At 66.2% G+C, this 24,430-nt stretch carries 22 protein-coding genes, 1 tRNA gene and 2 pseudogenes; 5 read left to right on the forward strand and 20 right to left on the reverse strand.

Going from position 1 to position 24,430, the window contains the following annotated elements:
* Positions 1-4: 4 nt before the first annotated feature.
* The 6 genes and pseudogenes from AC6RIC_RS14540 to AC6RIC_RS14565 form a co-directional block, all read right to left on the reverse strand.
* A complete protein-coding gene (locus AC6RIC_RS14540; RefSeq protein ID WP_499732859.1) occupies positions 5-904 on the reverse strand; it encodes a LysR family transcriptional regulator in 900 nt (299 codons plus the stop codon).
* 87 nt (positions 905-991) lie between these two features.
* Positions 992-1,258 (reverse strand): hypothetical protein, encoded by a 267-nt coding sequence (locus AC6RIC_RS14545; RefSeq protein WP_454656924.1) that lies wholly within the window; start codon positions 1,256-1,258, stop codon positions 992-994.
* Positions 1,259-1,299: 41 nt separating this feature from the next.
* A pseudogene (locus tag AC6RIC_RS14550) lies at positions 1,300-1,404 on the reverse strand (amino acid ABC transporter substrate-binding protein); the annotation flags it as partial.
* A 27-nt stretch (positions 1,405-1,431) separates the two neighbouring features.
* Positions 1,432-1,674, reverse strand: a complete 243-nt coding sequence (locus AC6RIC_RS14555) for a type 2 periplasmic-binding domain-containing protein (protein WP_499736671.1) — start codon at positions 1,672-1,674, stop codon at positions 1,432-1,434.
* A gap of 61 nt (positions 1,675-1,735) precedes the next feature.
* Positions 1,736-1,858, reverse strand: a pseudogene (locus AC6RIC_RS14560) (transporter substrate-binding domain-containing protein); the annotation flags it as partial.
* A gap of 86 nt (positions 1,859-1,944) precedes the next feature.
* Positions 1,945-3,270, reverse strand: a complete 1,326-nt coding sequence (locus tag AC6RIC_RS14565; RefSeq protein ID WP_499732860.1) for an NAD(P)/FAD-dependent oxidoreductase — start codon at positions 3,268-3,270, stop codon at positions 1,945-1,947.
* Between the two features lie 218 nt (positions 3,271-3,488).
* On the opposite strand from AC6RIC_RS14565, the gene AC6RIC_RS14570 reads away from it, so the two are divergent.
* Positions 3,489-3,977, forward strand: a complete 489-nt coding sequence (locus tag AC6RIC_RS14570) for an Lrp/AsnC family transcriptional regulator (RefSeq protein WP_499732861.1) — start codon at positions 3,489-3,491, stop codon at positions 3,975-3,977.
* A gap of 7 nt (positions 3,978-3,984) precedes the next feature.
* On the opposite strand, the gene AC6RIC_RS14575 is transcribed toward AC6RIC_RS14570, so the two are convergent.
* From AC6RIC_RS14575 to AC6RIC_RS14605, 7 genes are all read right to left on the reverse strand, one after another.
* Complete coding sequence (locus AC6RIC_RS14575) at positions 3,985-5,652, reverse strand: ABC transporter ATP-binding protein (protein WP_499732862.1); 1,668 nt, start codon at positions 5,650-5,652, stop codon at positions 3,985-3,987.
* Positions 5,652-6,509 carry an ABC transporter permease gene (locus tag AC6RIC_RS14580; RefSeq protein ID WP_454656929.1) on the reverse strand — a complete coding sequence of 286 codons (858 nt, stop codon included), beginning with the start codon at positions 6,507-6,509 and terminating at the stop codon, positions 5,652-5,654. Before AC6RIC_RS14580 ends, AC6RIC_RS14575 begins: the two co-directional genes overlap by 1 nt.
* Before the next feature lie 2 nt (positions 6,510-6,511).
* Positions 6,512-7,462: an ABC transporter permease gene (locus AC6RIC_RS14585; protein ID WP_499732863.1), complete on the reverse strand. Its 951-nt coding sequence runs from the start codon at positions 7,460-7,462 to the stop codon at positions 6,512-6,514.
* An 88-nt stretch (positions 7,463-7,550) separates the two neighbouring features.
* Positions 7,551-9,164: an ABC transporter substrate-binding protein gene (locus AC6RIC_RS14590; protein WP_499732864.1), complete on the reverse strand. Its 1,614-nt coding sequence runs from the start codon at positions 9,162-9,164 to the stop codon at positions 7,551-7,553.
* Between the two features lie 65 nt (positions 9,165-9,229).
* Positions 9,230-9,946, reverse strand: a complete 717-nt coding sequence (locus AC6RIC_RS14595) for an HAD-IA family hydrolase (protein ID WP_499732865.1) — start codon at positions 9,944-9,946, stop codon at positions 9,230-9,232.
* A 293-nt stretch (positions 9,947-10,239) separates the two neighbouring features.
* Positions 10,240-11,616 carry an aspartate aminotransferase family protein gene (locus tag AC6RIC_RS14600; protein WP_499732866.1) on the reverse strand — a complete coding sequence of 459 codons (1,377 nt, stop codon included), beginning with the start codon at positions 11,614-11,616 and terminating at the stop codon, positions 10,240-10,242.
* Positions 11,617-11,630: 14 nt separating this feature from the next.
* Entirely contained in the window at positions 11,631-12,482 is an 852-nt protein-coding gene (locus AC6RIC_RS14605) for a GNAT family N-acetyltransferase (protein ID WP_499732867.1), read from the reverse strand.
* Between the two features lie 321 nt (positions 12,483-12,803).
* Between AC6RIC_RS14605 and AC6RIC_RS14610 the strand changes: the two genes are divergently transcribed.
* The gene (locus AC6RIC_RS14610) at positions 12,804-13,472 is read left to right on the forward strand and encodes a haloacid dehalogenase type II (RefSeq protein ID WP_499732868.1); all 669 of its coding nucleotides are present in this window, start codon (positions 12,804-12,806) and stop codon (positions 13,470-13,472) included.
* Positions 13,473-13,483: 11 nt separating this feature from the next.
* Positions 13,484-14,761: an NAD(P)/FAD-dependent oxidoreductase gene (locus tag AC6RIC_RS14615; RefSeq protein WP_499732869.1), complete on the forward strand. Its 1,278-nt coding sequence runs from the start codon at positions 13,484-13,486 to the stop codon at positions 14,759-14,761.
* Positions 14,762-14,827: 66 nt separating this feature from the next.
* Here the strand turns inward: AC6RIC_RS14615 and AC6RIC_RS14620 are convergent, their stop codons facing one another.
* The 6 genes from AC6RIC_RS14620 to argE all read right to left on the reverse strand — a co-directional run bounded on the left by AC6RIC_RS14620 (position 14,828) and on the right by argE (position 21,423).
* Positions 14,828-16,291, reverse strand: coding sequence for an NAD-dependent succinate-semialdehyde dehydrogenase (locus AC6RIC_RS14620; RefSeq protein WP_499732870.1), 1,464 nt, complete (start codon positions 16,289-16,291; stop codon positions 14,828-14,830).
* 14 nt (positions 16,292-16,305) lie between these two features.
* Positions 16,306-17,349 (reverse strand): tartrate dehydrogenase, encoded by a 1,044-nt coding sequence (locus tag AC6RIC_RS14625; RefSeq protein WP_499732871.1) that lies wholly within the window; start codon positions 17,347-17,349, stop codon positions 16,306-16,308.
* Between the two features lie 11 nt (positions 17,350-17,360).
* Positions 17,361-18,824, reverse strand: a complete 1,464-nt coding sequence (locus AC6RIC_RS14630; RefSeq protein WP_499732872.1) for an aldehyde dehydrogenase family protein — start codon at positions 18,822-18,824, stop codon at positions 17,361-17,363.
* 133 nt (positions 18,825-18,957) lie between these two features.
* Positions 18,958-19,311, reverse strand: coding sequence for a cupin domain-containing protein (locus tag AC6RIC_RS14635; RefSeq protein ID WP_499732873.1), 354 nt, complete (start codon positions 19,309-19,311; stop codon positions 18,958-18,960).
* Between the two features lie 30 nt (positions 19,312-19,341).
* Complete coding sequence (locus tag AC6RIC_RS14640) at positions 19,342-20,265, reverse strand: 2-hydroxyacid dehydrogenase (RefSeq protein ID WP_499732874.1); 924 nt, start codon at positions 20,263-20,265, stop codon at positions 19,342-19,344.
* A 24-nt stretch (positions 20,266-20,289) separates the two neighbouring features.
* Positions 20,290-21,423 carry an acetylornithine deacetylase gene (gene argE, locus AC6RIC_RS14645; protein ID WP_499732875.1) on the reverse strand — a complete coding sequence of 378 codons (1,134 nt, stop codon included), beginning with the start codon at positions 21,421-21,423 and terminating at the stop codon, positions 20,290-20,292.
* Positions 21,424-21,627: 204 nt separating this feature from the next.
* Between argE and AC6RIC_RS14650 the strand changes: the two genes are divergently transcribed.
* Positions 21,628-22,533, forward strand: coding sequence for a GNAT family N-acetyltransferase (locus tag AC6RIC_RS14650; protein WP_499732876.1), 906 nt, complete (start codon positions 21,628-21,630; stop codon positions 22,531-22,533).
* A gap of 232 nt (positions 22,534-22,765) precedes the next feature.
* On the opposite strand, the gene AC6RIC_RS14655 is transcribed toward AC6RIC_RS14650, so the two are convergent.
* Positions 22,766-22,855 (reverse strand) — tRNA-Ser (locus AC6RIC_RS14655).
* A 472-nt stretch (positions 22,856-23,327) separates the two neighbouring features.
* On the opposite strand from AC6RIC_RS14655, the gene AC6RIC_RS14660 reads away from it, so the two are divergent.
* The gene (locus tag AC6RIC_RS14660; protein WP_499732877.1) at positions 23,328-24,389 is read left to right on the forward strand and encodes a septal ring lytic transglycosylase RlpA family protein; all 1,062 of its coding nucleotides are present in this window, start codon (positions 23,328-23,330) and stop codon (positions 24,387-24,389) included.
* The last annotated feature ends 41 nt before the right edge of the window (positions 24,390-24,430 follow it).

Genomic DNA, 24,430 nt, shown 5'->3' on the forward strand with positions numbered 1-24,430 from the left:
CTGTTCAGGTTCCGCTTGAGCGATTGAGGTCCCGGCAAGCCGCGCGAAGGCAATCGCGCATCAATTCATGGCTGGCCGAGAGCGGCCGGTCGTTGCTGGTGAGGATGGCGACCGGCACTTCGATCCGGGGCTCGAACGGTCGGGTGACGACGCCGTTGAACTGTTCCCAGGGCAGCAGGCTGTCGACGATGGCGATGCCGAGACCATCCCTTACATAGGGCAGCGCCGTGATCGACAGGTCGATCTCGATCGCCGGCGCATAGGCGAAGTCCTCTGCCTCGGCCGAGGCGGCCAGCAGGCGCCCCGGCAAGGTATCGGCGCGGTAGGAGATCAGGGTTTCGTCGCTGATATCGGCGAAGCGGACGCGGTCGAGCGCGGCCAGCCGATGCCCGGCCGAGACGACGCAGACCAGTGTGGCGCGCCCGACCGTCTCGGCATGGATGCCGGCATGGGGCAGATTGTTCATGGCGATGCCGAGGGACACTTCGCCATTGCGCAGCATCTCGACGATGGAGGTCTGCGAGGCGATCAGCGAGCGCACCACGATCTCGGGGTGGGCTTCGCGGAACGCTGTCAGGGCGCGCGGTACGATCGACATGGAGGGCGGGGCCGAGGCCGCGAGCCGAACGAGCCCGGTGCGGCCATGGCGCATGTCGACCGTGCGGCGGCGTAATGCATCGAGCTCGCCGAAGATGTGCTCGGCCTGGGAGTAGAGCTCCTCGGCCTCCTGCGTCGGCACCAGCCGCCCGCGCACGCGGTTGAACAGCTTGAAGCCGAGCTGATCCTCGGCGTGAAGGAGGATCTGGCTCAGGGCCGGCTGCGAGATATTGAGCATCGCAGCCGCGCCGGTGACGGTGCCGCAGCGCATCAGCGTGCAGAAGACTTCGAGTTGGCGCGCCCGCATCTGTCGTCCCATCAACGGCGATAGCGCAGACATCGCCGCCGCCGGCGCGGATGTCCAGACGCAAGCGCCGCCGGGCTTTCTCCCGCTCTATCGCTGGTCCCAGCGATCCCGCATTTCGTAGAAGAGCACGGCGAGCGGCAGGAACCACGGCTTGCCATTGTAAAGCGGACAGCTGCGGAAGGGCAGGTCGGCATAGGCGCTCGGCGCATCCGTGCTGCCGAGCATGCGCTGCGCGATCTTGTGGCCGAACCAGCTCGCTCGCGCGATGCCGGTGCCGCTGTAGCCGCAGGCGAAGAAGACGCCCTCCTGCCCGCCGAGATGGGGCAGTGCGGGGACGCGCGCTCGAGACCCCACTTCTTCAGGATCGTGCCGAAGCGGCCGTCCTTCTTCATGCTCGCGAGGCTGGCATTGATCTTCGCCAGAAGCTCGGGATTGCCCTGCTTGACGGCGAAGTTGATCGGGCCCGGAACGGACGGCTTGTAGGACTTGACCAGTCGCAATTGCGGGAAGCGGCCCTGCGCGAGGTTCTAGGCCAGGATCGGATAGTCGCCGATGCCGGCGTCGAGGCGGCCGTTGGAGACGTCGCGCAGGATATCGGGCAGGCTGTCATAGGCGCTCACCTCGACCGGCGCGCCCGATGCCTTGAGGGCGTCGATATAGCGGGTGCCGATCTGGGCGCCGACCTTCTTGCCCTTGAGATCCTCGAAGCCGACATGGTCCTTGGCGTCGCCTGACGGGAGCACCAGGCCCTCGCCATAGGCGTAGGGCATCCTGGCTGAAGTCGACGACCTTGGCACGCTCCGGCGAGCTGTACATGGCGGCCGAGATGATATCGATCTTGCCGGAGGTCAGGGAGGCGATCAGCGTCGAGAACCGCATCGGCCGAATCTCGACCTTGAAGCCGGCATCCTTGCCGATCTCCTCGATGACATCCACCATCATCCCATGCAGCATCCGTACCTGCTCGAGAGAACGACAAGACGAGTTCGTGTCGGTCCCATAAGACGGACTTATGCGGTCCGATGCGGGCAGAGACCCTCCTAGAATTCCGCCACCTTGCCGAAGGCGGAACCTTCCAGTCGCTCGGGCCGATAAGGCTTGGGATCGACGATCGGTTTCGCGCCCGTGACGATATCCGCGATCATGTGGCCGGCGCCGGGGCCGATGCCGAAGCCGTGGCCGCTGAAACCCGCCGCCAGGATGAAGCCGGGTAGCCCGGCAAGCTCGCCGATGGCGGGCACGCCGTCTGGCGTCGAGTCGATGTAGCCGGCCCAGCGCGCCGCAACCGGCACGGCTTTGAGACCCGGCAGCAGCGCCTGCGCACGTTCATGGGTCTCGGCGATCTGGCGCGGGTCGGGCGTCGGGTCGAGGATGCGCCTCGCCTCCATCGGCGTCGGCGCGTCGAGCTTCCAGCGCGCAAGCGTCTCGTGGCCGGATTTCCAGCCTTCGAGCCCGCCGATGGCGAGGCTGCGCCAGCGCCGCAGGAACATCGGCACGAACTGGGATGCGAAGCGCAGTTGCTGCGGCGTGGGGTCGACGCGGGCTCCGCCGCTGATCGCCAGCGTGTAGCCGCCGTCACTCCGACGCGTCACCGAAACTGCAGCCGTATGCAGCGCATCCGGCAGGCCGACCGCGCCGGGCTCAACGGACAAAATCGACGACCGTACAGAGGATTGTGGAAAACGGATGCCGTATTGGTTGAGGAAAGAGGAGGCCCAGGCGCCGCCGGCATGAATGACCGTTCCTGTGCGGATCGTGCCCTTCTCGGTCACGACGGCCGAGACACGTCCGCCTGTCGTCTCGAGGCCTCGAGCGGCACAGAATTGATGCACGCTGCCGCCGGCCTTGAGGATGCCGCGCGCGATCACCGGTGCGGCGCGGGCGGGGTCGGCTGTGCCGTCCGTCGGCGAGAATACGCCGCCCCTCCAGCGCTTGCCGGTGGCGCTGCCACGAGCCGAGGCTTCCTCAGCGGAGAGCATATGGGTGACCATGCCTGCGCCGGCGGCGAAGTCGCGCCATTTCGCCCAGGCGGAAAGCTGCACATCGTCATCGCTCAGATAGAGCAGGCCACAGCGCCGGAAGCCGAGATCCTCGCCAATCTCTTCGGCAAAGCGATCCCACAACGCGAGGCTTTCGGTCGCCATCGGCAGCTCGCGTGCGTCACGATTCTGCTGCCGGCACCAGCCCCAGTTGCGGCTCGACTGCTCGGCGCCGATGCGACCCTTCTCGACGAGCGCGACCTTCAAGCCGCGGCGCGCGAGATAGTAGCCGGCGCAGACGCCGACGATGCCGCCGCCGATGACGACGACATCGGCACGATCAGGCAGGGCGGGGCTGGTTTCGATCTCGAACAGTGGCGCCGGCATCACGGTCTCCTTGCGGAGGCCAGACTATCTGCCGGTCAGCGGGCATGTGCGCCGCAGATCGGATCGCCGCGGCATTTTCTTCGGTTTAGGCAGGTCAATTCTGCCATCGCCTGCGCCCGACACCTGTTAGACACTGCGCATCGTTCGCGGCATGATCTGCTGCGGAGCGTCGGGCCGGAAGGCGCGGCATGGCCATCAGTCGATCGAGGGGAACACCCATGAAGCTTGACCAGATCGACATCAAGATCCTCTACGAGCTGCAGAAGAACGGCCGGATCACCAATGTCGAGCTGGCCGAGCTGGTGAATCTCTCGCCGAGCCCCTGCCTGATGCGCGTCAAGAAGCTGCAGCAGGACGGCTACATCACCGGCTATTCCGCCCGCATCAATGTCGGCAAGCTCGGCCAGACGCTGACGGTCTTCACCGAGGTGACGCTCAAGAACCACCGGCAGATCGATTTCGCGCGCTTCCTGGCGGCCATCGAAAAGCTCGACCAGGTGATCGAGTGCCATCTGGTCTCGGGTGGCTACGACTATCTGGTCAAGTTCGTGACCAGCGGCATCATCGAGTACCAGACGCTGATGGAGCGGCTGATCGACCTCGATATCGGCATCGACAAGTATTTCAGCTTCGTCGTGCTGAAATCGCCGATCGTGAAGCCGCATATGCCGCTGACCAGCCTGTTCCCGGTCACGACAACGACCTGAAGCAGGCTCAGCGCTTCGAGAAGGCGGCGACGAGTTCCGGATCGCGTTCGAGCTTGTCGAGCCAGCTCGGATCGAGCTTGGGCACCGACGACATCAGCAGTCGTGCATAGGGGTGGCCGCCGGCTTTGCCGACCTGATCGGCCGGCAACTGCTCGACCTTCACGCCGCGATACATGACCGCGACCTCGTCGCAGATCGCCTGCACCGTCGTCAGGTCGTGACTGATGAAGAGGTAGGACAGTCCGAGCTCGCGCTGCAGGTCCTTGAGCAGCTCGATGATGGCAGCAGCCACCACGGTGTCGAGCGCAGAGGTGATCTCGTCGCAGAGGATGAGTTCGGGATCGGCGGCGAGCGCGCGTGCCAGGTTCACGCGCTGCTTCTGCCCGCCCGACAGTTCGCTGGGCAGCCGGTGCTTCAAGGCGCGAGGCAGGTGCACCAGCTCGAGCAGCCGGTCGATGCGCGCGTCGCGGGCGGCCCCGCGCAGGCCGTGGTAGAAGCTGAGAGGACGGCCGAGGATGTCCTCGATCGACTTGGCCGGGTTGAGCGCGGTATCGGCCGATTGGAACACGATCTGCAGCTTGCGCAACTCATCGGCGCTGCGGTCCTGCGCGCGTGGCGCCATCGGCTTGCCGTTGAAGGCGATCGTGCCGGAAGAAGGCGGGATGATGCCGGCTATGGAGCGGGCGAGCGTCGATTTTCCGCAGCCGGATTCGCCGATGATGCCCAGATTGCGCCCGCGCTCCAGCTTGAAGCTGACCTTGTCGACCGCCAGGATCAGCGGCGTTCCGTCGGCCTGCAGCTTGCCGTAGCCCGCGCTGATGGATGAGAGCTCCAGCACAGGGCGGGAAGCCGAGCCTTCCGGGCTCGCCGCCTGTGCGGGGATGCGCCCCGGTGGCGCGAAGGCCGCGAGCAGTTCCTGCGTGTAGGGGTGTTTCGGCGCCGATAGGATCTGTGCGGTGGCGCCGATCTCCTGGATGACCCCGCCCTTCAGGACGACGATGCGGTCGGCGATCTGCGCGACGACGGCCAGATCGTGCGAGACATAGACGCCGGCCATCCGGCTCTGGCGCATCACGGATTTGAAGGCGCGCAGAACCTCGATCTGCGTGGTGACGTCGAGTGCGGTCGTCGGCTCGTCGAAGATCACCACCTTCGGGTCGCCGATCAGAGCCATTGCCGCCGAGAGGCGCTGAAGCTGGCCGCCGGACACCTGGTGCGGGTAGCGCCCGCCGATCGTCTCGGGCGAAGGCAGGGACAGCGCACGGAACAGATCCACCGCCTTGGCTTCGGCCTGCGCGCGCGGCATCAGTTCGTGGATGCGCGTGATCTCGATCACCTGGTCCATGATGCGCTGCGCCGGATTGAAGGCAGCCGCCGCGCTCTGCGGCACGTAGGAGACCGCGACGCCTCGGACCTTGGCCCGTTCCTTCTCCGACAGGGCAGCCATGTCACGGCCATCGACGCTCACGCTGCCGCCGGTGATGCGGCAACCCGTGCGGGTGTAGCCGAGCAGGGTCAGCGCGATCGTGGTCTTGCCCGAGCCGCTCTCGCCGATCAGCGCGACGATCTCGCCGGGCGCGATCTCGAAGCTCACGCCCTTGATGATCTCGACGCGGCGGCCGGCATCGGTGGTCGCCTCGACCTTGAGGTCCCGGATTTCGACGAGAGGGCTCATCATTCGCTCCGGTCGCGGATCTTTTGTGGCAGGTTGTCGATCAGCATGTTCACCGCGATCGTCAGGCTGGCGATGGCGAAGGAGGGTGCCATCACGGCCGGCGCGCCGAAGGGCAGGCCGCCGATGTTCTCACGCACCAGCGAGCCCCAATCGGCTTCCGGGGGCTGCACGCCGAGGCCGAGAAAGGACAGGCCGGACAAGAGCAGCACGATGAAGACGAAGCGCAGGCCGACATCGGCCAGGACCGGCCCGATGATGTTGGGCAGGATCTCGGCGCGGATCAGATAGCTCAGCTTCTCGCCGCGGATCCGCGCCACGGTGACGAAATCCGTGGTGTTGACGTTGACCGCGAGCGCCCGGGCGAAGCGGTAGGAGCCGGGCGTATAGATGATGCCGAGGATCAGCATCAGCACGGGAATCGAGGAGCCGACGCCGGCAACGGCAACGAGGGCGAACAGCTTGCTGGGAATGGAGCTCAACGCATCGACGAACCGGCTCAGCGCCGCATCGAACCAGCCGCCCGTCACGGCCGCCGCCATGCCGAGCGTGACGCCGATCGTGCAGGCGATCAGCGTGGCGGCCAGCGAGATGCCGACGGTGTAGCGCGCGCCGAAGAGGATGCGCGAGAGCATGTCGCGCCCGAGATAATCCGTCCCGAGCGGAAACTGCAGGCTCATCGGGCCGAAATAGTCGGTGTCGACGATGTCGCTGATGCCGTGGGGCGTAACATAGGGCGCGAGGATCGCGATCAGCGCCCAGGCGAGAATGATGACGAGGCTGATCCAGCCCGTGAGATTGAACCGATACCCGGCCCGGCGCGGGCTGACGGTTGTCGCGTTGGTTGCGTCGATGGCCATGGTCAGCGCAATTTCGGGTTCGACAGGATGGCGATGATGTCCGCCGTCGTGATCAGGAGCAGGTAGACGACGCAGAAGATCATCGCGCAGCTCTGGATGAGCGGCAGGTCTCGCGTCGCCACGGCGTCGACCATCAGCTTGGCGATGCCGGGATAATTGAAGATCGTCTCGACGATGATGACGCCGCCCAGCAAATAGGAGAGCGACAGCGCGACGGCGTTGACGATGGGGCCGAGCGCGTTGGGTAGCGCATGGCGGAGTACGACCCGCGGGCGGGAGGCGCCCTTCAGCTGCGCCATCTCGACATAGGGCGTGTTGAGCGCCTCGACGACGGCCGCACGTGACATGCGGATCATCTGGGCCGAGATCACGAAGCTCAGGGTGAAGACCGGCATCGCATAGATGCGCAGCATCTCGCTGAAGGAGGTGATGTTGCGTGCGAAGGAGAGGGCGGGCAGCCATTTCAGCCACACGGCGAAAATCAGCACGCCGACGGTCGCGATCATGAACTCCGGCACCGAGATCACCGTAATCGTCGCCATCGTGACCGAGCGGTCATAGAGCGAGCCGCGCAGCATGGCGGAAGTGATGCCAAGCGCGAGCGCGATCGGAACCGAGAAGAGCGCGGTCGCCGCGGCGAGCTGCAACGAGTTGCCCAGGCGCCCGGCAATCAGCTCCGCGATCGGCCGGTTATTGGCATAGGAGATGCCGAGATCGCCGGTCAGCATTCCGCCGAGCCAGCGGAAGAAGCGCAGGATCGCCGGGTCGTTGAGGTGCATCGCTGCGCGAAGCCCGGCCACCGCCTCCGGCGTCGCGGCCTGCCCGAGCAGCACCTCGGCGACATCGCCCGGCAGGATCTGGGTGGCGCAGAACACCACGAAGGAGACGATCAGCAGCGTCAGCAGCGCGACGAGCAGCCGTCCGCCCAGCAGGGACAACAGGTGAAGGTTCATCGACGCTCCCGCAGCAGACACCTCCGATTGGAGTGTGACACGAATTGGGGGCCGGGCGCACGCGCCCGGCCCGCAGGAGAAGCAGGGCTCAGCGGTCGAGCCAGACGTACTCGGCGAAGGCGTAGCCCATCATCCCGCCGAGCGGGTTCGGCAGCAGGCCCTTGAGCTTGTTCGAGATGGCATCGACATTCGAGATATAGACCGGGATCGCGGTGCCGGCCTCATTGGCGACCATCACCTGCATCTCGTCATAGATGCGCTTGCGCTGGGCCTCGTCGAGCGAGCCGCGCGCCTCCAGCAGCATCTTGTCGAATTTCTCGGACTTGTACTGGCTCTCGTTCCACGGCGCCGTGGATGCGTAGAGCAGCGAGAACAGGATGTCCGGGGTCGGCCGCGGGTTGATGTTGCCGAAATGGACCGGAGCCTTCAGCCAGTAGTTCGACCAGTATCCGTCCGAGGGAACGCGCTGGATGTCGAACTTCATGCCGATGGCATTGCCGGCCTGCTGGACGAGCACCGCCATGTCGACCGAGGAGCCGGCGGCATCGGAGGCGACGATCGGGATCGACTGACCGAGGACGCCGGCCTTCTGGAAGAGCGACTTGGCCCGCTCGGGATCGAACGCCTTCGGCTTCAGATCCTTGTTGTGATAGCGGTTCATCGGCGGGATCGGCTGGTCGTTGGCGACCTCGGCGAGGCCGCGCAGCGCCGATTTCTGGATCTGCTCGCGGTTGAGCAGGTACTTCATGCCCTCCACGAAATCCGCCTTGTTGCCGGGCGCCATGTCCATGCGCATGTTGAGGTTCGTGTAGTTGCCGGTGGTCGTCTTCGACAGCACGACACCCGGCTGGCTCTCGACCAGGCGCATCGAGCGCGGATTGATCGCCGCAGCGAGTTGGATATCACCAGAAAGCAGCGCATTGACGCGCGCGGTGTCGTCGGTGATCGCGAAGAATTCGAAGGAGTCGAGGTTCGCGCCGCCGGACTTGAAGTAGTTCTTGTTCTTGACCGCGATCGAGCGCACGCCGGGCTCGAAGTTCTCGCAGACGAAGGCGCCGGTGCCGTTCGCCTTGGCGAAGTTGGTGGTGCCGTCGGCGATGATCATGAAATGATGCGTCGACAGGATGGTCGGCAGGTCGCCGTTCGGCGCCGCGAGCGTGATCTCGACGGTCAGCGGATCGACCGCCTTGAACTCGGTCATCTGCTTGGCGAGCGAGTTCGACTTCGAGCCGACGGCCGGGTCGAGATGGCGCTTCAGCGAGAAGATGACGTCGGCCGAGGTCAGCGGCTTGCCGTCATGGAAGGTGACGCCCTTCTTGAGCGTGACGGTCCAGACCTTGGCGTCCTTGGTCTCGAACTTGTCGGCGAGCTCCATCTGCAGCTTGCCGTCCGCGTCCAGGAAGGTCAGGCGATTGTAGAAGGCGCAGCAGCGGACATAGTCCGTGGAGAGCGAGGCCTTGGCCGGATCGAGCGTGTCGGCGGTCGATGAGGACCAGCCGGCTGCCTTCAGGTTGCCGCCCTTCACGGGAGTCTGCGCGAGCGCGGAGGTGGCGCGCGCCAGCACGAGGCTGCTGGCGGAGGCGGCAAGGCCACCGGCCATCAGCATCTGCAGGAGGTCGCGGCGGCTGGCGCCGCGGCGGATCGCATTCTCGACGATGGCGTCGTCGGCATTCGTCCAGCTGGAAGAAATCTTGTCCGTCATGTGTATTCCCCTCTTTATGATTTGCGCCGTTGTTCCGGCGTTGGTCTTCTTCGCTACGGGTTCCTTCAGGCCACCAGACTGGCCTCCACGGCGTCGGCGAGCGCGCCCATCGAGGTGAAGTGGAAGTCGGGTTCGGTGAAGCGTTCCGGCTCGATCGTGCCGCCATAGCCGGGCTGGGCGTGGCGCCGCTGGATCCAGCAATTGGTCAGGCCGAGCTTCCGCGAGATTCCGATGTCGTGATACTGGCTCTGGGCGACATGCAGGATCTGGCCACGCGAGCCGCCATTCTTCTCGACGAAGGCGAAGACCTGCTCGAAGAACGCGGGATCAGGCTTTTCCGTGCCGGTGTCGTCGACGGTGAAACCGGCATAGAACGGGTTGCCGAGCGCGCGGGAGAAATGCTCGAAGGCCCAGCGCTGGGCGTTGGTCATCGCGATCAGCTTGTAGCGCTTCGACAAGCGCGCAAGCGCCTCGGCGCTGTCCGGGAAGGGGCGCCAGTCCTTGACCGCGTCCCGCAGGCGCTGGCCGTGGCTGTCGCCCGTCGGAAGGCCGAGTTTGGGGGCGATGACGCCGTAGACCCGGACGAGATCGTCTGGAAAGTGCTGGACGTCAGGCATGTAGCGTGCGGCGCGGTAGAGGTTCAGCGCCTCTTCCCCATCGAACGCAACACCGGCTTCGCGAGCGATGTCCGCGAGACTGCCGACGAGGCCGCCCTCGAAATCGATCAGCGTGCCCACGACGTCGAACGTCAGATAGCGGAAGTCGCTGAAACTCTTAGCCATAGCCTCTCCGCTTCCCCCGCCGGACACAGGCAGGAATCCATGGTCTTCAGCGAGCGCCGTTTCCTCGTCACCGGGCTGCTCGGCCACTGGTCGTGACGGTTGCGCTCTGTTCCCTTCGGCCGGTCTCCGTCGGCCATGAGGGAGTTTCCCACTGTTGGCTCGCCGGATACGCTGAATGTCGAAAACCGCGCGGCACAAAATTCCGAATTCGCAGCCTTCGCGGAATCTCGGCTTCGGGGAGCGGGCGCGGGATTGACCCAACGTCCGCCCCTCCTTCACCGAGCCTCTCGGCGTCACGCCATCGCGGCGCGCACGTCCGGGTCGGCCAGTGTCTCGTCGAGCGTCGCGCGGGTCCGTTCGACGATCGCGTCGATCTCGGCATCGGTGCAGCACAGCGGCGGGGCATAGCCCAGCACGCCGTTGCCGAAGGCGCGGATGACGAGACCCTTGTCCCAGGCGCGGTCGAAAACGCGCTGGGCCGGTGCGGCAGCGGCCGGCAGAGGCGTCTTCCTGACCTTGTCGGTCACGAGTTCGACGGCGGCCAGCAGGCCACGGCCACGCACCTCGCCTACGAGGGGATGGTCCCGGAGGCTTTCGAGGCCGGCCATCAGGCGCGTGCCGGCCTTGCGCCCATTGTCGAGCAGACCGTTCTCATAGAGACGGAGCACCTCGAGGCCGACAGCGGCGCTGACCGGATGGGCGGAATAGGTGTAGCCGTGGCCGACCGCCGCCGCGCCCGAGCCGTCCGCGATGACGTCGTAGACCTTCTGCGACATCAGCACGGCGCCCATCGGCACATAGCCCGAGGTCAGCCCCTTCGCGACGGTCATCAGGTCGGGGACGATGTCCTCGCCCTCGCAGGCGAAGAGCGGGCCGGTGCGCCCGAAGCCGGTGATCACCTCGTCGGCGACGAAGAGGATGTCGAGCTCGCGGCAGAGCTCGCGCATCGCCTTGACCCAGCCGGGCGGCGGGACGAGCACGCCGCCGGAGCCCTGGATCGGCTCGCAATAGAAGGCTGCGACGCGATCCGCACCGCCGACAGCTTCGACCTTGCTCCTGAGCGCCGCCAGCGAGGCGGCGATGACGGCGGCCGGATCGGAGCCGACGGGATTGCGATAAGTATAGTGCGACGGAATTTTGTGCTGCCAGTCATAGGGAACGCCGAAGCCGGCATGGAAGACGGGCAGGGCGGTGAGGCCGGCACCGACGGTCGAGGAGCCGTGATAGCCCTGCTCCATCGAGATGAACTGGTCCTTCTGCGGCTTGCCGCGAGCCTGCTGGTAGTAGCGGATGAAGCGGACCGTGCTGTCGATCGCGTCGGAACCGCCCAGCGTGAAATAGACGCGGTTGAGATCGCCCGGCGAACGCTCGGCGAGCTCGGCCGCGAGCCGGATCGCGGGCTCGGAGCCGAGCCCGAAATAGCCCGTCGCATAGGCCAGCTCGCGCATCTGGTTCGCCGCGGCCTCGACGATGCTGTCATGGCCGTAGCCGGCATTCACGCACCAGAGCCCGGCGAAGCCGTCGATGAGCTGCTTGCCGGACGCGTCGGTGATGGTCGCGCCCTTCGCGGAGCGCAGCACGCGCACGCCGGCCTTTTCATGGCCGCGATAGGAGGCGACCGGGTGAATCCAGTGTTCGCGATCGAGTTCGATCAGGGAATTGCTCAACATGGCGGTTCTCCAGCTTATCCGAGCGCCTGACTGGCGAGAGCGAAGGGTTTGGCGGGGCCGAGCGGCTGCCGGCTTGCCCCGTTGCGGCGCATGACGATGCCGCCGCCGACGCCCGCGAGGCCGCGAGCGGAAAGCCATGGCGAAAGCGCGGGCCATTCGGCCGTGTCGACGCGCAGGAAGGCGCCGGGACGGCTGGCGATCAGGAAGCTCATGAGGCTCTGCGCCTGTTCCAAGGTGTTCGCGACGACCGGGCCGATCACCTCGCCGCGGCCGAACGGGCGCAGCGCGGCATAGCCGACGACCCGGTCGGCTTCGCGCAGGACGACCATTCGCCCGGCTTCGGTCAGGAGACTCAGCAGAGGCTGGCGATCCATCCCTTGCGCCTCGAGGTCGAGCGCCGCGATCAAAGGGAAGCTCTCCGGACCGACCCAATCCAGCTTGACGGCGTCGTTCACCGCATCCGCCGGCGACGGAGTGGGAATGCCCTGATGCTGGCGGATCTCGTGGGTCGTCTCGAACCCGAGCTTCTCATAGAGAGGCAGGCCGTCCGCGGTTGCGGTGAGGCGGCATTCACGCGCGCCGCAGGCTTGCAGGGCGGCATCCATGAGCTTCCGGCCGAGGCCGCGTCCGCGCATGCTGGCCGCGACGATCACCATGTTGATGGTTGCGCGGTCGTCTCCGAACGGCGTCAGAAACGCCGTGCCGACCACGGCATCGCCCTGGAGCGCGACGAAGCCGTGACTGAGCGCGAGCAGCATCGCCCAGTCTTCGCGCCGGTGCGGCCAGCCCGCCTCGCGCGAGAGCAGAACGGCTCCATCGAGATGGCGTTCGTCGAAGGCGACGAGATCGATCGTTTCCTGGTCCATGATGCTTCGCTTCGTATCCGTTGCATCATGGATAGGGTGCGTGCCGGCGCAGTTGCTCCTGAGGAAGGCTGTCGGGCGATATCTTTGGCCGTAGGAATGCGCGGCGACCGCATGGAATGCCACGACGGGCGGGAAGAAGCCGGTGATTGGGAGGCGAGGCGGGCCTCCGCTGCGATGCAGGCGGAACTCTCTGCCATAGCCTCACGGGCGGACGGCAGTTTGTGCTTCCCGCCGCAGGCAATGCGGTGCTCGCACCGTTCTGGCCGCCGCTATGATCTCCGGCAACGGATACAACCGTTTTGCCACAGGGGATTTCCGCGGATGACCGTCATCAAGCCCAAATTCGTGACCTTCGACTGCCATGGCACGCTGATCTATTTCGCGATGGATAAGGCCGCGCGCGCCTTGTACGGCGACAAGCTCGACGAGCCGGCGATGCGGACCTTCATCACGAATTTCTCGGCCTATCGGCTCGACGAAATCCTGGGCGACTGGAAGCCCTATGAGGAGGTCGTCTACAATTCGCTTGAGCGGACCTGCCGCCGGAACGGCGTCGCCTTCCGCCCCGAGGATGCGCGCTGGGTCTACGAGCAGGTGCCGACCTGGGGTCCGCATGCGGACGTGCCGGAAGGCCTTGCCAAGGTGGCGAAGGAAATTCCGCTCGTCATTCTATCCAATGCGGATAACGACCAGATTCCGCATAACGTCGCCCGGCTCGGCGCGCCCTTCCATGCGGTGTACACCGCCGAGCAGGCCCGATCCTACAAGCCGCGGATGAAGGGCTTCGAGTACATGTTCGACATGCTGGACTGCGGCCCGGAAGACGTCTGCCACGTCTCGTCCTCGTTCCGCTATGACCTGATGACGGCGCATGACCTCGGGATCAGGAACAAGGTCTGGGTCAATCGCGGGCACGAACCGGCGAACCCCTATTACGGCTACACCGAAATCAAGGACATCTCGGGCCTGCCCGGCGTGTTCGGACTCTGAGGCCCCGGCCGATGCAGTTCAAATCCTATTGGCATGACACGGCCAGCAGTTTCACCGGCGCCGTCAGGGGGGCGGTCGAAGGCTCGTACGACGTGGCCATCGTCGGCGGTGGCTTCACCGGTCTCGCCGCCGCGCGCCAGCTCGCCATGGCCGGCGCGAAGGTCGTGGTGCTGGAGGCGGAAAGCGTCGGCTACGGAGCCTCGGGCCGCAATGGCGGCCATCTCAACAACGGCCTCGCCCATAGCTTCATCGCCGCCAAGTCGGCGCTGGGCACCGAGCGCGCGGTGGCCCTCTACAAGGCTTTCGACGATTCCGTCGATACGATCGAGCGGATCGTCGCCGAGGAGAGCATCGACTGCTCCTTCCGGCGGGCGGGCAAGCTCAAGCTCGCCTCCAAGCCGGAGCACGTCGCCTCGCTCACCCGCAACTTCGAGGTGCTGCATCGCGAGGCCGATCCCGACACGGCCATGCTGAGCCGGGCCGAGCTCGTGGGCGAGGTCGGCTCCGACGCGTTCCATGGCGCGATGCTCTCGAAGAAGAGCGCCATGATGCATATGGGCCGCTTCGTGACAGGCCTGGCCACGGCGGCCGCCCGGCACGGCGCGCTGATCCATGAGCACGCACCCGTGACCGAGCGGCGGGAGGAGGGGGGACGGCACGTCCTCCAGACACCGCGCGGAAGCGTCTCGGCCAAGGACGTGCTGGTGGCGACCGGGGCTTATACCTCCGGGCCCTTCTCCTGGTTCCGGCGCCGGATCATCGCGGTCGGCTCATTCCTGATCGCGACGCGGCCGTTGAGCGAGGCCGAGGTCGCAGCGACCATGCCAGGCAACCGTACGGCCGTGACCTCGCTCAATATCGGCAACTATTTCCGCCTGGCGCCGGACAACCGGCTGATCTTCGGCGGGCGGGCGCGCTTCTCCGCCACATCGGACCAGACCTCGGACGCCAAGAGCGGCGCCATCCTGCGCGCGAGCCTTGCCGGCATCTTCCCGCAGCTCAGGGATGTCGAGATCGACTATTGCTGGGGCGGGCTGGTCGACATGACCAAGGACCGCTATCCCCGCGCCGGCTACGAGGACGGCGTCTGGTATGCGATGGGCTATTCCGGCCATGGCGCACAGATGTCGACGCATCTCGGCATGATCATGGCCGATGCGATCCTTGGCCGTCCCAACCGCAACCCGCTCGAGGGCCTCGCCTGGCCGGCCGTGCCCGGCCATTTCGGCAAGCCCTGGTTCCTGCCGCTGGTCGGGCTCTACTACAAGGCGCTCGACCGCATTCAGTAGGTCGTCGGCTTTGCCGTGAAAGGTCAGAAGGCGCCGGGTATGCTCCGGCGCCTTTTTCTGTGCGGGTCAGCCGAGCCCGCCGATATGGAAGGCCTTGACCTCGAGATACTCCTCGATGCCGAGCCGCGAGCCTTCGCGGCCGAGACCCGATTGCTTGACGCCGCCGAAGGGCGCGACCTCCATCGAGATCGCGCCGGTGTTCAAGCCCACCATCCCGAATTCGAGCGCCTCGCCGACGCGCCAGGAGCGCCGCATGTCCTGCGTGAAGAAATAGGCGGCGAGCCCGAAGGGCGTGCCGTTGGCGATGCGGATCGCCTCGTCCTCGCTGCCGAAACGGAACAGCGGCGCGACCGGGCCGAAGGTTTCCTCACCGGCAAGCTGCATCTCGATGGTGGCATCGCCCAGCACGAGAGGCGTCGCATACTGGGCGCCCCTCGGCATGTCGGCCGCGGCGGCTAGGCGCCGGGCGCCCTTGGACAGAGCGTCGTCGACATGGCGCTCGATCTTCTCGATCGAGGCTCTGTTGATCATCGGCCCGATATCGACGCCGGCATCGGTGCCGGGGCCGACCTTCATCGCCGCGACGCGGGCCGCAAGCCTGTCGGCGAAGCGATCATAGATGCCGTCCTGCACCAGGATACGGTTGGCGCAGACGCAGGTCTGGCCGCCATTGCGGAACTTGGAGACAAGCACGCCCTCGATCGCGAGGTCGAGATCGGCATCGTCGAAGACGATGAAGGGGGCGTTGCCGCCGAGCTCCAGGCTGAGCCGCTTGATGCCGTCGGCAGCCTGTCGCATCAGCAGTGCCCCCACCCGCGTCGAGCCGGTGAAGGAGATCTTGCGGACGGTCGGATTGCCGGTGAGCTCGGCGCCGATCGCGGTGGGCATGCCGGTGACGATGTTGATCACGCCGGCCGGGATGCCGGCCCGTTCGGCCAGAACGCCGAGGGCCAGCGCCGAGAACGGGGTCAGCTCCGACGGCTTGATCACGACGGTGCAGCCCGCCGCCAAGGCCGGTGCCACCTTGCGGGTGATCATGGCGTTGGGAAAGTTCCAGGGCGTGACGATGCCGCAGACGCCGACCGGCTCCTTCATCACGATGATGCGCCTGTCGGCGGTCGGGGCGGGGATCGTCGCCCCGTCGATGCGCCGGGCTTCCTCTGCGAACCATTTGACGAAGGAAGCGCCGTAGCGGATTTCGCCGCGCGCCTCCGCCAGCGGCTTGCCTTGCTCGTGCGTCAGGATCAGCGCGAGATCCTCGACATGCTCCAGCATCAGTGCATGCCAGGCCTCCAACAGAGCGGCGCGCTCGGCATTCGGCCTGGCGCGCCAGGCGCCGAAGGCCGCTGCTGCGGCCTCGATTGCGGCGCGCGTATCGGTGCCATCGGCATCCGGCACGGAGCCGATGGCAGCTTGCGTCGCCGGATCGATGACGTCGAGCGTGCGGCCTGAGGCGGCGGCCTGCCAGTTGCCGCCGACGAGGCAGGCCTGGCGCAGCAGGGTGGGGTCGCGAAGGGCTTCGATGGCCATGATTGCGGTCTCCGTCAGCCGAGTGCCGAAAGCACGGCGGCGGTAATGTCCTGGGTCTTGTGCCTGCCCGGTTCGGTGCCGATCCGGCGGGCCGTGGCGGCTTCGATCGCCGTCATCACGGCCTTTGCCGCGCCGGCTTCGCCGAGATGGTCCAGCATCATCGCGCCCGACCAGATCGCGGCGATCGGATTGGCGATGCCGAGATGGGCGATGTCGGGTGCCGAGCCATGCACGGGCTCGAACATCGAGGGCGCGCTGCGCTCAGGGTTGATGTTGGCGGAAGCGGCGAAGCCGAGGCCGCCCTGTATGGCCGCGCCAAGATCGGTCAGGATGTCGCCGAAGAGGTTGGAGGCGACCACTACGTCGAGGCTCTCGGGCGCCATCACCATCCGTGCCGCCATGGCGTCGATATGGTAGTTCGCCACTTCGACATCCGGATATTCGACGGCGAGCCTTGCGGTGATCTCGTCCCAGAACACCATCGAGTATTTCTGCGCGTTCGACTTGGTCACCGAGGCGAGCTTGCCGCGACGCTTGCGCGCCTGCTCGAAGCCGAAGCGGAGGATGCGCTCGACGCCCTTGCGCGTGAAGATCGAGGTCTCGACGGCGACTTCGTCGGCCGTGCCGTTATGGACGCGCCCGCCGGCCCCGGCATATTCGCCCTCGGTGTTCTCGCGGATGCAGAGGATGTCGAAGGCGCTGGCACGCAATGGCCCCTCGACGCCCGGCAGCAGGCGGTGCGGGCGAATATTGGCGTATTGCACGAAGGCCTTGCGGATCGGCAGCAGGAGCCCATGCAGCGAGACCGAATCCGGCACGCGCTTGGGCCAGCCGACCGCGCCGAGCAGGATCGCGTCGAAGCCGCGCAAGGTCTCGATGCCGTCGGCCGGCATCATCGCGCCAGTCTTCTCGTAGAAGTCGCAGGACCAGGGGAAGGTCGTCCCTTCGAGCCTGAAGCCGCCGCCATGCGCTGCGCGGCCGAGCACCTCCCAGGCGGCCTCGGTGACGGCGGTTCCGATGCCGTCACCCGGGATCAGGGCGATCTTGTAGGATTTCACGGGGAGGCTCCTCACAGCGCGATCAGGACGCTTTTCGATTTGCGGTTCGCGAGATAGGCCTCGCGCCCCAAGTCCTTGCCGAGGCCGGATTGCTTGTAGCCTCCGGTCGGCAGGATGTGGTCGCGCGAGCGGCCGTAGCGATTGACCCAGACCGTACCGGCCTGCAGGCGGTTGACGGCGCGCAGCGCTCGCGACAGGTCGCGCGTGTAGAGACCCGCACAGAGCCCGTAGGTCGGGTGATCGGCGAGCCCTAGCCCTTCCTCTTCCTCGCGGAAGGTCTGGACGGTCAGGACTGGCCCGAAGATTTCCTCGGTCACGGCAGGCGAGGTGGCGTCGACCCTTTCCAGTACGGTGGGGGCGTAGAAATAGCCCGCATGGTCGAGGCGTTCACCACCCAGCCGGCAGGTGGCGCCGCGCGCCACTGCCGCATCGACGATGCTTTCCATGCGGCCGATCTGCCGCTCCGAGATGATCGGCGAATAAGCGCTCGCCGCATCCCAGGTCGGGCCTGGGTGGACCGCACGCATCCGTTCGACGATGAGCCCAACCAGCTCCTCCGCGACGCTATCCGCCACGATCAGGCGCGAGCCGGCGACGCAAGCCTGGCCGGCATTGCTGAGGATGCTGCGGGCGATGGCGGCCGCGGCCTGCGGCAGGTCGGCATCGGCGAAGACGAGCTGCGGGCTTTTTCCTCCGAGCTCCAGCGTCATCGGCTTGATGCCGGTGCGGGCGATGTTCTCCATGATGGCGGCGCCGGCTGCGGTCGAGCCGGTGAAGCTGACCTTGGCGATATCGGGATGGCCTGTGATCGCGGTGCCGGTCGTGCGGCCATCGCCGAGCACGATGTTGATCAGGCCCGGCGGCAATCCGGCCCTTACCGACAGCTGTGCCAGGTAGAGCGTCGCGAATGGCGTCATCTCGGAGGGCTTGAGCACGACGGCATTGCCGGCCGCGAGTGCGGGGCCGAGCTTCCAGCCGGCCATGTTGATCGGGAAATTCCAGGGCGTGATGGCGCCGACGACGCCATAAGGCTCGGTCGCGATCATGCCGAAACTGTCGGCGCCGGTCGGAACGAGATCACCGCCTTCCTTGTCGGCGAATTCGGCGAAGAAGCGGATCTGCTCAGCCGTGACGGGGACGTCGCCAGCCATCAGCTCGGAGATCGGGCGGGTCGAGGCGATGGCCTCCAGCCGCGCGAGCGTTTCCGCTTCCGCCTCGATGAGATCGGCCCAGCGGTGGAGCGCGCGGGCACGCTCGCGCGGTGCCAGGCGCCCCCAACCGCTGCTCGCAAGCGCCTGCTTGGCGGCCGACACGGCGTGATCGACGAGGTCCGCATCGGCGACGGGGCAGGCGGCAAAGGCGATCGCATCGGATGGACGATGCAGATCGATGCCGTCCCTGGCGTCGACCCATTCGCCGCCGATGAAATGGCCGCACGGGAGCGTGACCGAAGCGGGATCGAAACTCAGCGACAAGGGCGCATCTCCGGATGGTGGCCGCCCAAGCCTAATTCCGCCCGGCCCGAAGTTTACGCCTGTGACGGCGCCTCGGCCGACCGGAAATCCTGTTTGCGGGGCTCCGGGCGGCCGATTCTTCGGCGGGCTCGGATCAGCCGACGATTACGTAGATCTTCCGGACGGTTTCGATGGTCTTCCAGACGCCGACGAAGCCCGGCTTCATCACGAAGCTGTCGCCAGCCCGGAAGATGCGCGGCGGTTGGCCTTCCTCGGTCAGTTCGATGACACCCGAGAGGATGTAGCAGAACTCCACCGTCTCGCCCTTGATCGAGCGGGTTTCGCCGGGCGTCGCTTCCCAGACGCCGGTGCGCACGGGCTCGTTGCGGGACTGGTCCTGGGTCCAGGTCTTGAACGAGGGATCGCCGGAGATCAGGCGGTCAGCGGCAGCCTTGGCGTGCTTGGGCTCGCCGGTGGGCGCAAGGTCGAGCTTGATGAGAAGGGACATGGAAAGCCTTTCGTTCGGGGCTGGAGAAATTCAGTAGCCACGGCTGCGATCGACGAGGCCGATCGGCGGCAGGCCGGAGCGATGACGGCGGAGATTCTCGATGACCGCCTTGGCCGCCGGCGCGGCTTCGACCTTGCTGGCGATATGCGGCGTCAGGATCACGCCGGGATGGCTCCACAGGCGGTGATCGGCCGGCAGCGGCTCGGGCTCGGTGACATCGAGGACGGCGCCCGAGAGGTGACCGCTATCGAGGGCATCGAGAAGCGCGGTATGGTCGAGATGCTGGCCGCGACCGACATGCACGAGGCCGGCGCCGGCAGGCAGCTGCGCGAAGAGCCCGGCATTCAGAATGCCTGATGTTTCCGGGGTCAGCGGCAACAGGCAGATCAGGATGTCGGTTTCGGCGAGCAGGGCGGAGAGGCCGGCCTCTCCATGCAGGCAGCGAATCCCATCGATCGTGCGCGGCGAGCGGCTCCAGCCGGAGATCGGGAAGCCGAAAGGCTTCAGGCGCTCGATCACCGCCGATCCCATCATGCCGAGCCCCAGCACGCCGATCCGCCTGTCGGTAGCGGATACGAGATCGTAGGGCTCCCAATGCGCTGCTCTCTGCTGGGCGAGGTAGAGCGGCCATTGCCGGTGCAGCGCGAGCACGCCGAGCGTAACGTATTCCTGCATCATCCGGGTGATGCCGTCCTCGACCATGCGGACGACGAGAACCTCGGCCGGCAAGCCATCCGTGTTCATCTGGTCGATGCCTGCCCCGATCGAGAACAGGATATCCAGATTGGAGAAGCGCTCGAGATTCTCCGGGGCCGTCCAGGTGATCAGGTAGCGGATATCGGCGGGATCGTAGGGATCGCTGCTTCTGATGAAGCGGATATCGGGCAGTTCCTCGGCAAAACGCGCTGCGAACACCCGCGCCCGCTCGTCAGTCGAATTGAAAAGGAAGGTCAAGGCGAGCTCCGTAAGACCGGGAGATCAGGGTGTTTCGCGCGCGAACTGCACGCAGAGCCGTTCGAGCATGCCGACGCAGTCCGCGAGCTCGCCACGCGTGATGTATTCGTTCGGCTTGTGGGCACGGGCGATGTCGCCCGGTCCGCAGATGATCGCGTCGATCCCAGCAGCCTGATAGAGACCGGCCTCGGTGCCGTAGCTGACCGCCGCCAGGGGCGTTTCGCCTGTGATCCGGCTGATCAACGTGGCAATCGGCGCTGTTGAGGGAAGCGACAGCGGGGGATAGCCGGCAATCGGCTGCCAGCTCGTCCCGAAGCCCTCCGCCCTCAGGCCTTCGAGCGCCTCGCGAACCGGTTCGAGCAAGGCTGCCGGCGAAACGCCGGCGATGGCGCGGGCCTCGATCTCGACGATGCAGCTCTCCGGGATGATATTCACGGCGTCGCCGCCGCGGATCGTGCCGATCTGGACGGTGGAGCAGGGTGGTTCGAAGACGGGATCGAGCGGTCCTTCGCTCAATTTCGCCGCTGCGCCTTCTGCGGCGGCGATTATCCGCCCCATCGCATGAATGGCGTTGAGGCCGAGATCGGGGCGGGAGGAATGGCCCGAGCGGCCTTGAACCTCGACGCGCGCGGCCGCCTTGCCCTTATGGGCGAGGATCGGTCTGAGCCCGCTCGGCTCGCCGATCACGGCTGCAGCGGGGAGGGCGCAGAGCGAAGGCAGCGCTTCGAGGAGATGGGGAACGCCGCGGCAACCGGCCTCCTCGTCATAGGAGAAGGCGAGATGGATCGGCCGGGCGGGCTTCAGGGCAATGAGCGATGGGACGATCGCGAGCGCCGTCGCGAGAAAGCCCTTCATGTCGCTCGTGCCGCGGCCGAGCAGCTTGTCGCCGTCCGCGCGCAACTGGAACGGATCAGCGCTCCATTGCGGCTCCTGTGCCGGGACGACATCCATATGGCCGGACAGGACCAGGCCGGGAACGTCGCGCGGGCCGATCGTCGCGAAAAGGTTCACCCGGTCGCCTTCGGGGCCGATGAGGAGATGCGCTTCGATGCCGAAATCGCCGAGATACTGCGCGATCCAGCCTGCGATGGCGGCGTTTGGCTGCCCCACCACGGAGGGGAACCCTATTAGGGTCTTCAGGATCTCTTCCGGCGTCACGGACGGCTCCGATTCCAGCTGCGTCGCGACAGGATAAGGGCGGCGCGCCAGTGATCGGATCGTTTCGTCGCCCTCTGACGCAGTTCCCTGCTGAAATGCCCAGGAAGAACGGTGCTTCCTGTTGCAGGATTGGTTTACAACCTATCGGTAACCCGGCCGGAGCCCATGGCCGGGCAGAGCCGTGGACACGGCGGAGGCCGCGCTTTGGAGACGATCGCTCGACTGCATATCGACACGTTCGAGCTCACCTTGTGCGACATCAAGCAGGTCGATCCCAAGCTGCTGCACGCGCTTTCCGTCTCGGTGGGATGGCCGCATCGGGACAGCGATTGGCAGATGCTGCTCGAGCTCGGGCAGGGGCTCGCCGCCGTCGACGAGATCGGGCGGGTGGTCGGAACCGTGATGTGGCTGCGTTATGACGCGGATTTCGTCATGATCTGCATGCTCATCACCCTGCCTCGCCTGCAGGAGCAGGGGGCGGGGAGCTGGCTCATGGAAAAGGCGCATGAGCTGAACAAGGGCGCCGTCTTCGGCCTCAACGCGACGCGAGAGGCAAAGCGACTCTATCGCTCGCTCGGATACGGTTACGAGCAGAAGATTCTGCGATGCCAGGGAGAAGCAACGCCGGAGGCGCTGGTTCCCGGAATGACGGTATCTTCGGCGAAGGTGGACGGCGCGATTCGCCCTCTCGCCGCCGAGGATCACGGCAGCCTTCTGAGGCTCGATCAGGCCGCGACCGGCCATGACCGCTCTGCCGTCTTCCAGGCCCTATTGCCTGCGTCGCGAGGGCAGGTCCTCGTCCGCAATGACGAGATCGTGGCCTTCGCCTTGTGCCGGCCTTTCGGCCGGGGGCACGTCATCGGCCCGATCATCGCCGCGAGCGAGGATGATGCAATCGCCGTCTCGCGTCCCCATGTCGAGGCTCATGCGGGAAGCTTTCTGCGTGCCGACACTCCGGCCAGCAATACCGTCTTCACGAACTTCCTGGTCGGGAGCGGCATGCAAATCCACGACAGCGCCACGTCGATGGGGCTGGGGCGACCACCGTTTACGCCGAGATCGGCGACCGGCCCGCGCCGAATAGCGCTTGCCAGCCAAGCAATCGGCTAAAGCCGTCGAAGCGGAGAGGACCGCCCCCGGTGCGTGGCCACGAAATTTCGCTTCCGAGTGATCGCCAATGTCCGCGTGGGGCGCAAATCCGAATCGCTTACCTCCGGAGGAACCAGAGGCTGACACAACAAGGGGGTTGTGAGCGGCAACAAATGTTGGGGTGGAAGCCGGCGCCTTAAGCGCTCCAGAGCTCAAATTCTATTTAAAAATCAATAAGATGCCGCAAAAGCAATGGCGGAAGGGGTGGGATTCGAACCCACGGTGGGCTTGCACCCACGGCGGTTTTCAAGACCGCTGCCTTAAACCACTCGGCCACCCTTCCGGCGAGCGTTCAATGCCGGTCGATGAGGCGATTTGCAAGCGGAAGATGCAGGCTAGCGCGAGCAAAGGCGAGGGCGCTGCCTTGATGCGCGAACTGTGACGGCGCGTCGCGGATGAGCCGGTTTCGAGGCCTCTTCGAGCCCTGCATGGACCGTGTCCTGATGGTCACGCTGCACAGAAAAATGGCGACCGCGATCGCCTCGGCGTTGACATGTGCCCTTTTTCAAACGCTCCTGTCGCGGCCTAACGGCGCAGGGATGGCCTGTTCAATGGTCCGCTTTCCGGCGGATTTTAGCAGCTTAACGATCCCTTAATGGAATTGGCCGAAAACTCGGCTCTGCTGCCTATTGCGGCGAGCCGACAGAATGGTTTTTGGCGCAGAAAGCGGAATTGGCGGAATGACACGAGACGCTCGCTTTTCGGCCCGGGAGCCCGCTTCCACCACGTCCGGACCGATGCCTGCGTCTTCTTCCATGCCTGCCGTCGTCCGGATGGGGTGCGTCGTTCTCGTCGGGCTGTTCGCGGCCAACTGCGCCGGCAACCAGACCGCCGGCCGCCGCTCCAAGGAAATCGGCGCCTTCCCGCAATCGAAATACGGCGCCGCCAGCCAGCGCGTCGTGGCCGAGGGCGAAGAGGTGCCGAAGGGTGGCGGACGCCAGCTCGTCGGCAAGGCCTATTCCGTGGCCGGCAAGCGCTATACCCCGTTCGAGAAGCCGGTCGGCTTCACCCAGGTCGGCACGGCCTCCTGGTATGGCGAGGCCTTCCATGGCCGGCGTACCGCCAATGGCGAGGTCTATGATCGCTACAGCGTCTCCGCCGCGCACCCGACCATGCCGCTGCCGGCCTATGCCCGCGTCACCAACCTGATGAACAGCCGCTCGATCATCGTGCGCGTCAACGACCGCGGCCCCTTCCATGGCGGCCGCATGATGGATCTCTCGCAGACGACGGCCGATGCGCTTGCCTTCCGCCATCTCGGCACGGCGCGGATCAAGATGGAGTATCTCGGCCAGGCCTCGCTCGGCGGTTCCGACGACAAGCTCCTTCTCGCCACGCTTCGCACCGATGGCTCTGCGGCGCCGATCCCGGGCACGAGCGCCCGGACCATGGTCGCGAGCACCGAGCCCGTCCCGACCACGCGCACCCGCAGCGTCGATGTCGACGCGCAGCCGGCCGTCGAGCCCGAGCCTGCTCCTGTCGTCACGCCGGTCGTGCAGGCCTATGCGCCGCAGCAGCCGCGCATGATCACGCCCTCCACCCCGATTGCCGCGACTCTGGCCTCGACCGTCTCGACGCCGGTCGAAGCGCCGTCCATGCGCGCCGCTCCGCTGCCGCCGAACCGGCCGTTCGATCTCGATACCATTGCCAACGCGGCCAAGCCCGTCGCGGTTCCCGCGACGCTGCGCACGACCCTGCCGCCGATGCGCGCCAGCCTGTTCGCCGCCCCGGAAAAGGGCGCGGGCGAGCGCTTCGCCAAGGCCCATCCGCTCAACAAGCTCGCGCCGCAGACCCTGCAGCCGCTCGCGCGGAACTGATCTCCGGCTTGACCTGATGGCGGGCGCTCTGCTTCACATCG

It is taken from the genome of Allobosea sp. TBD101, from assembly GCF_059817965.1.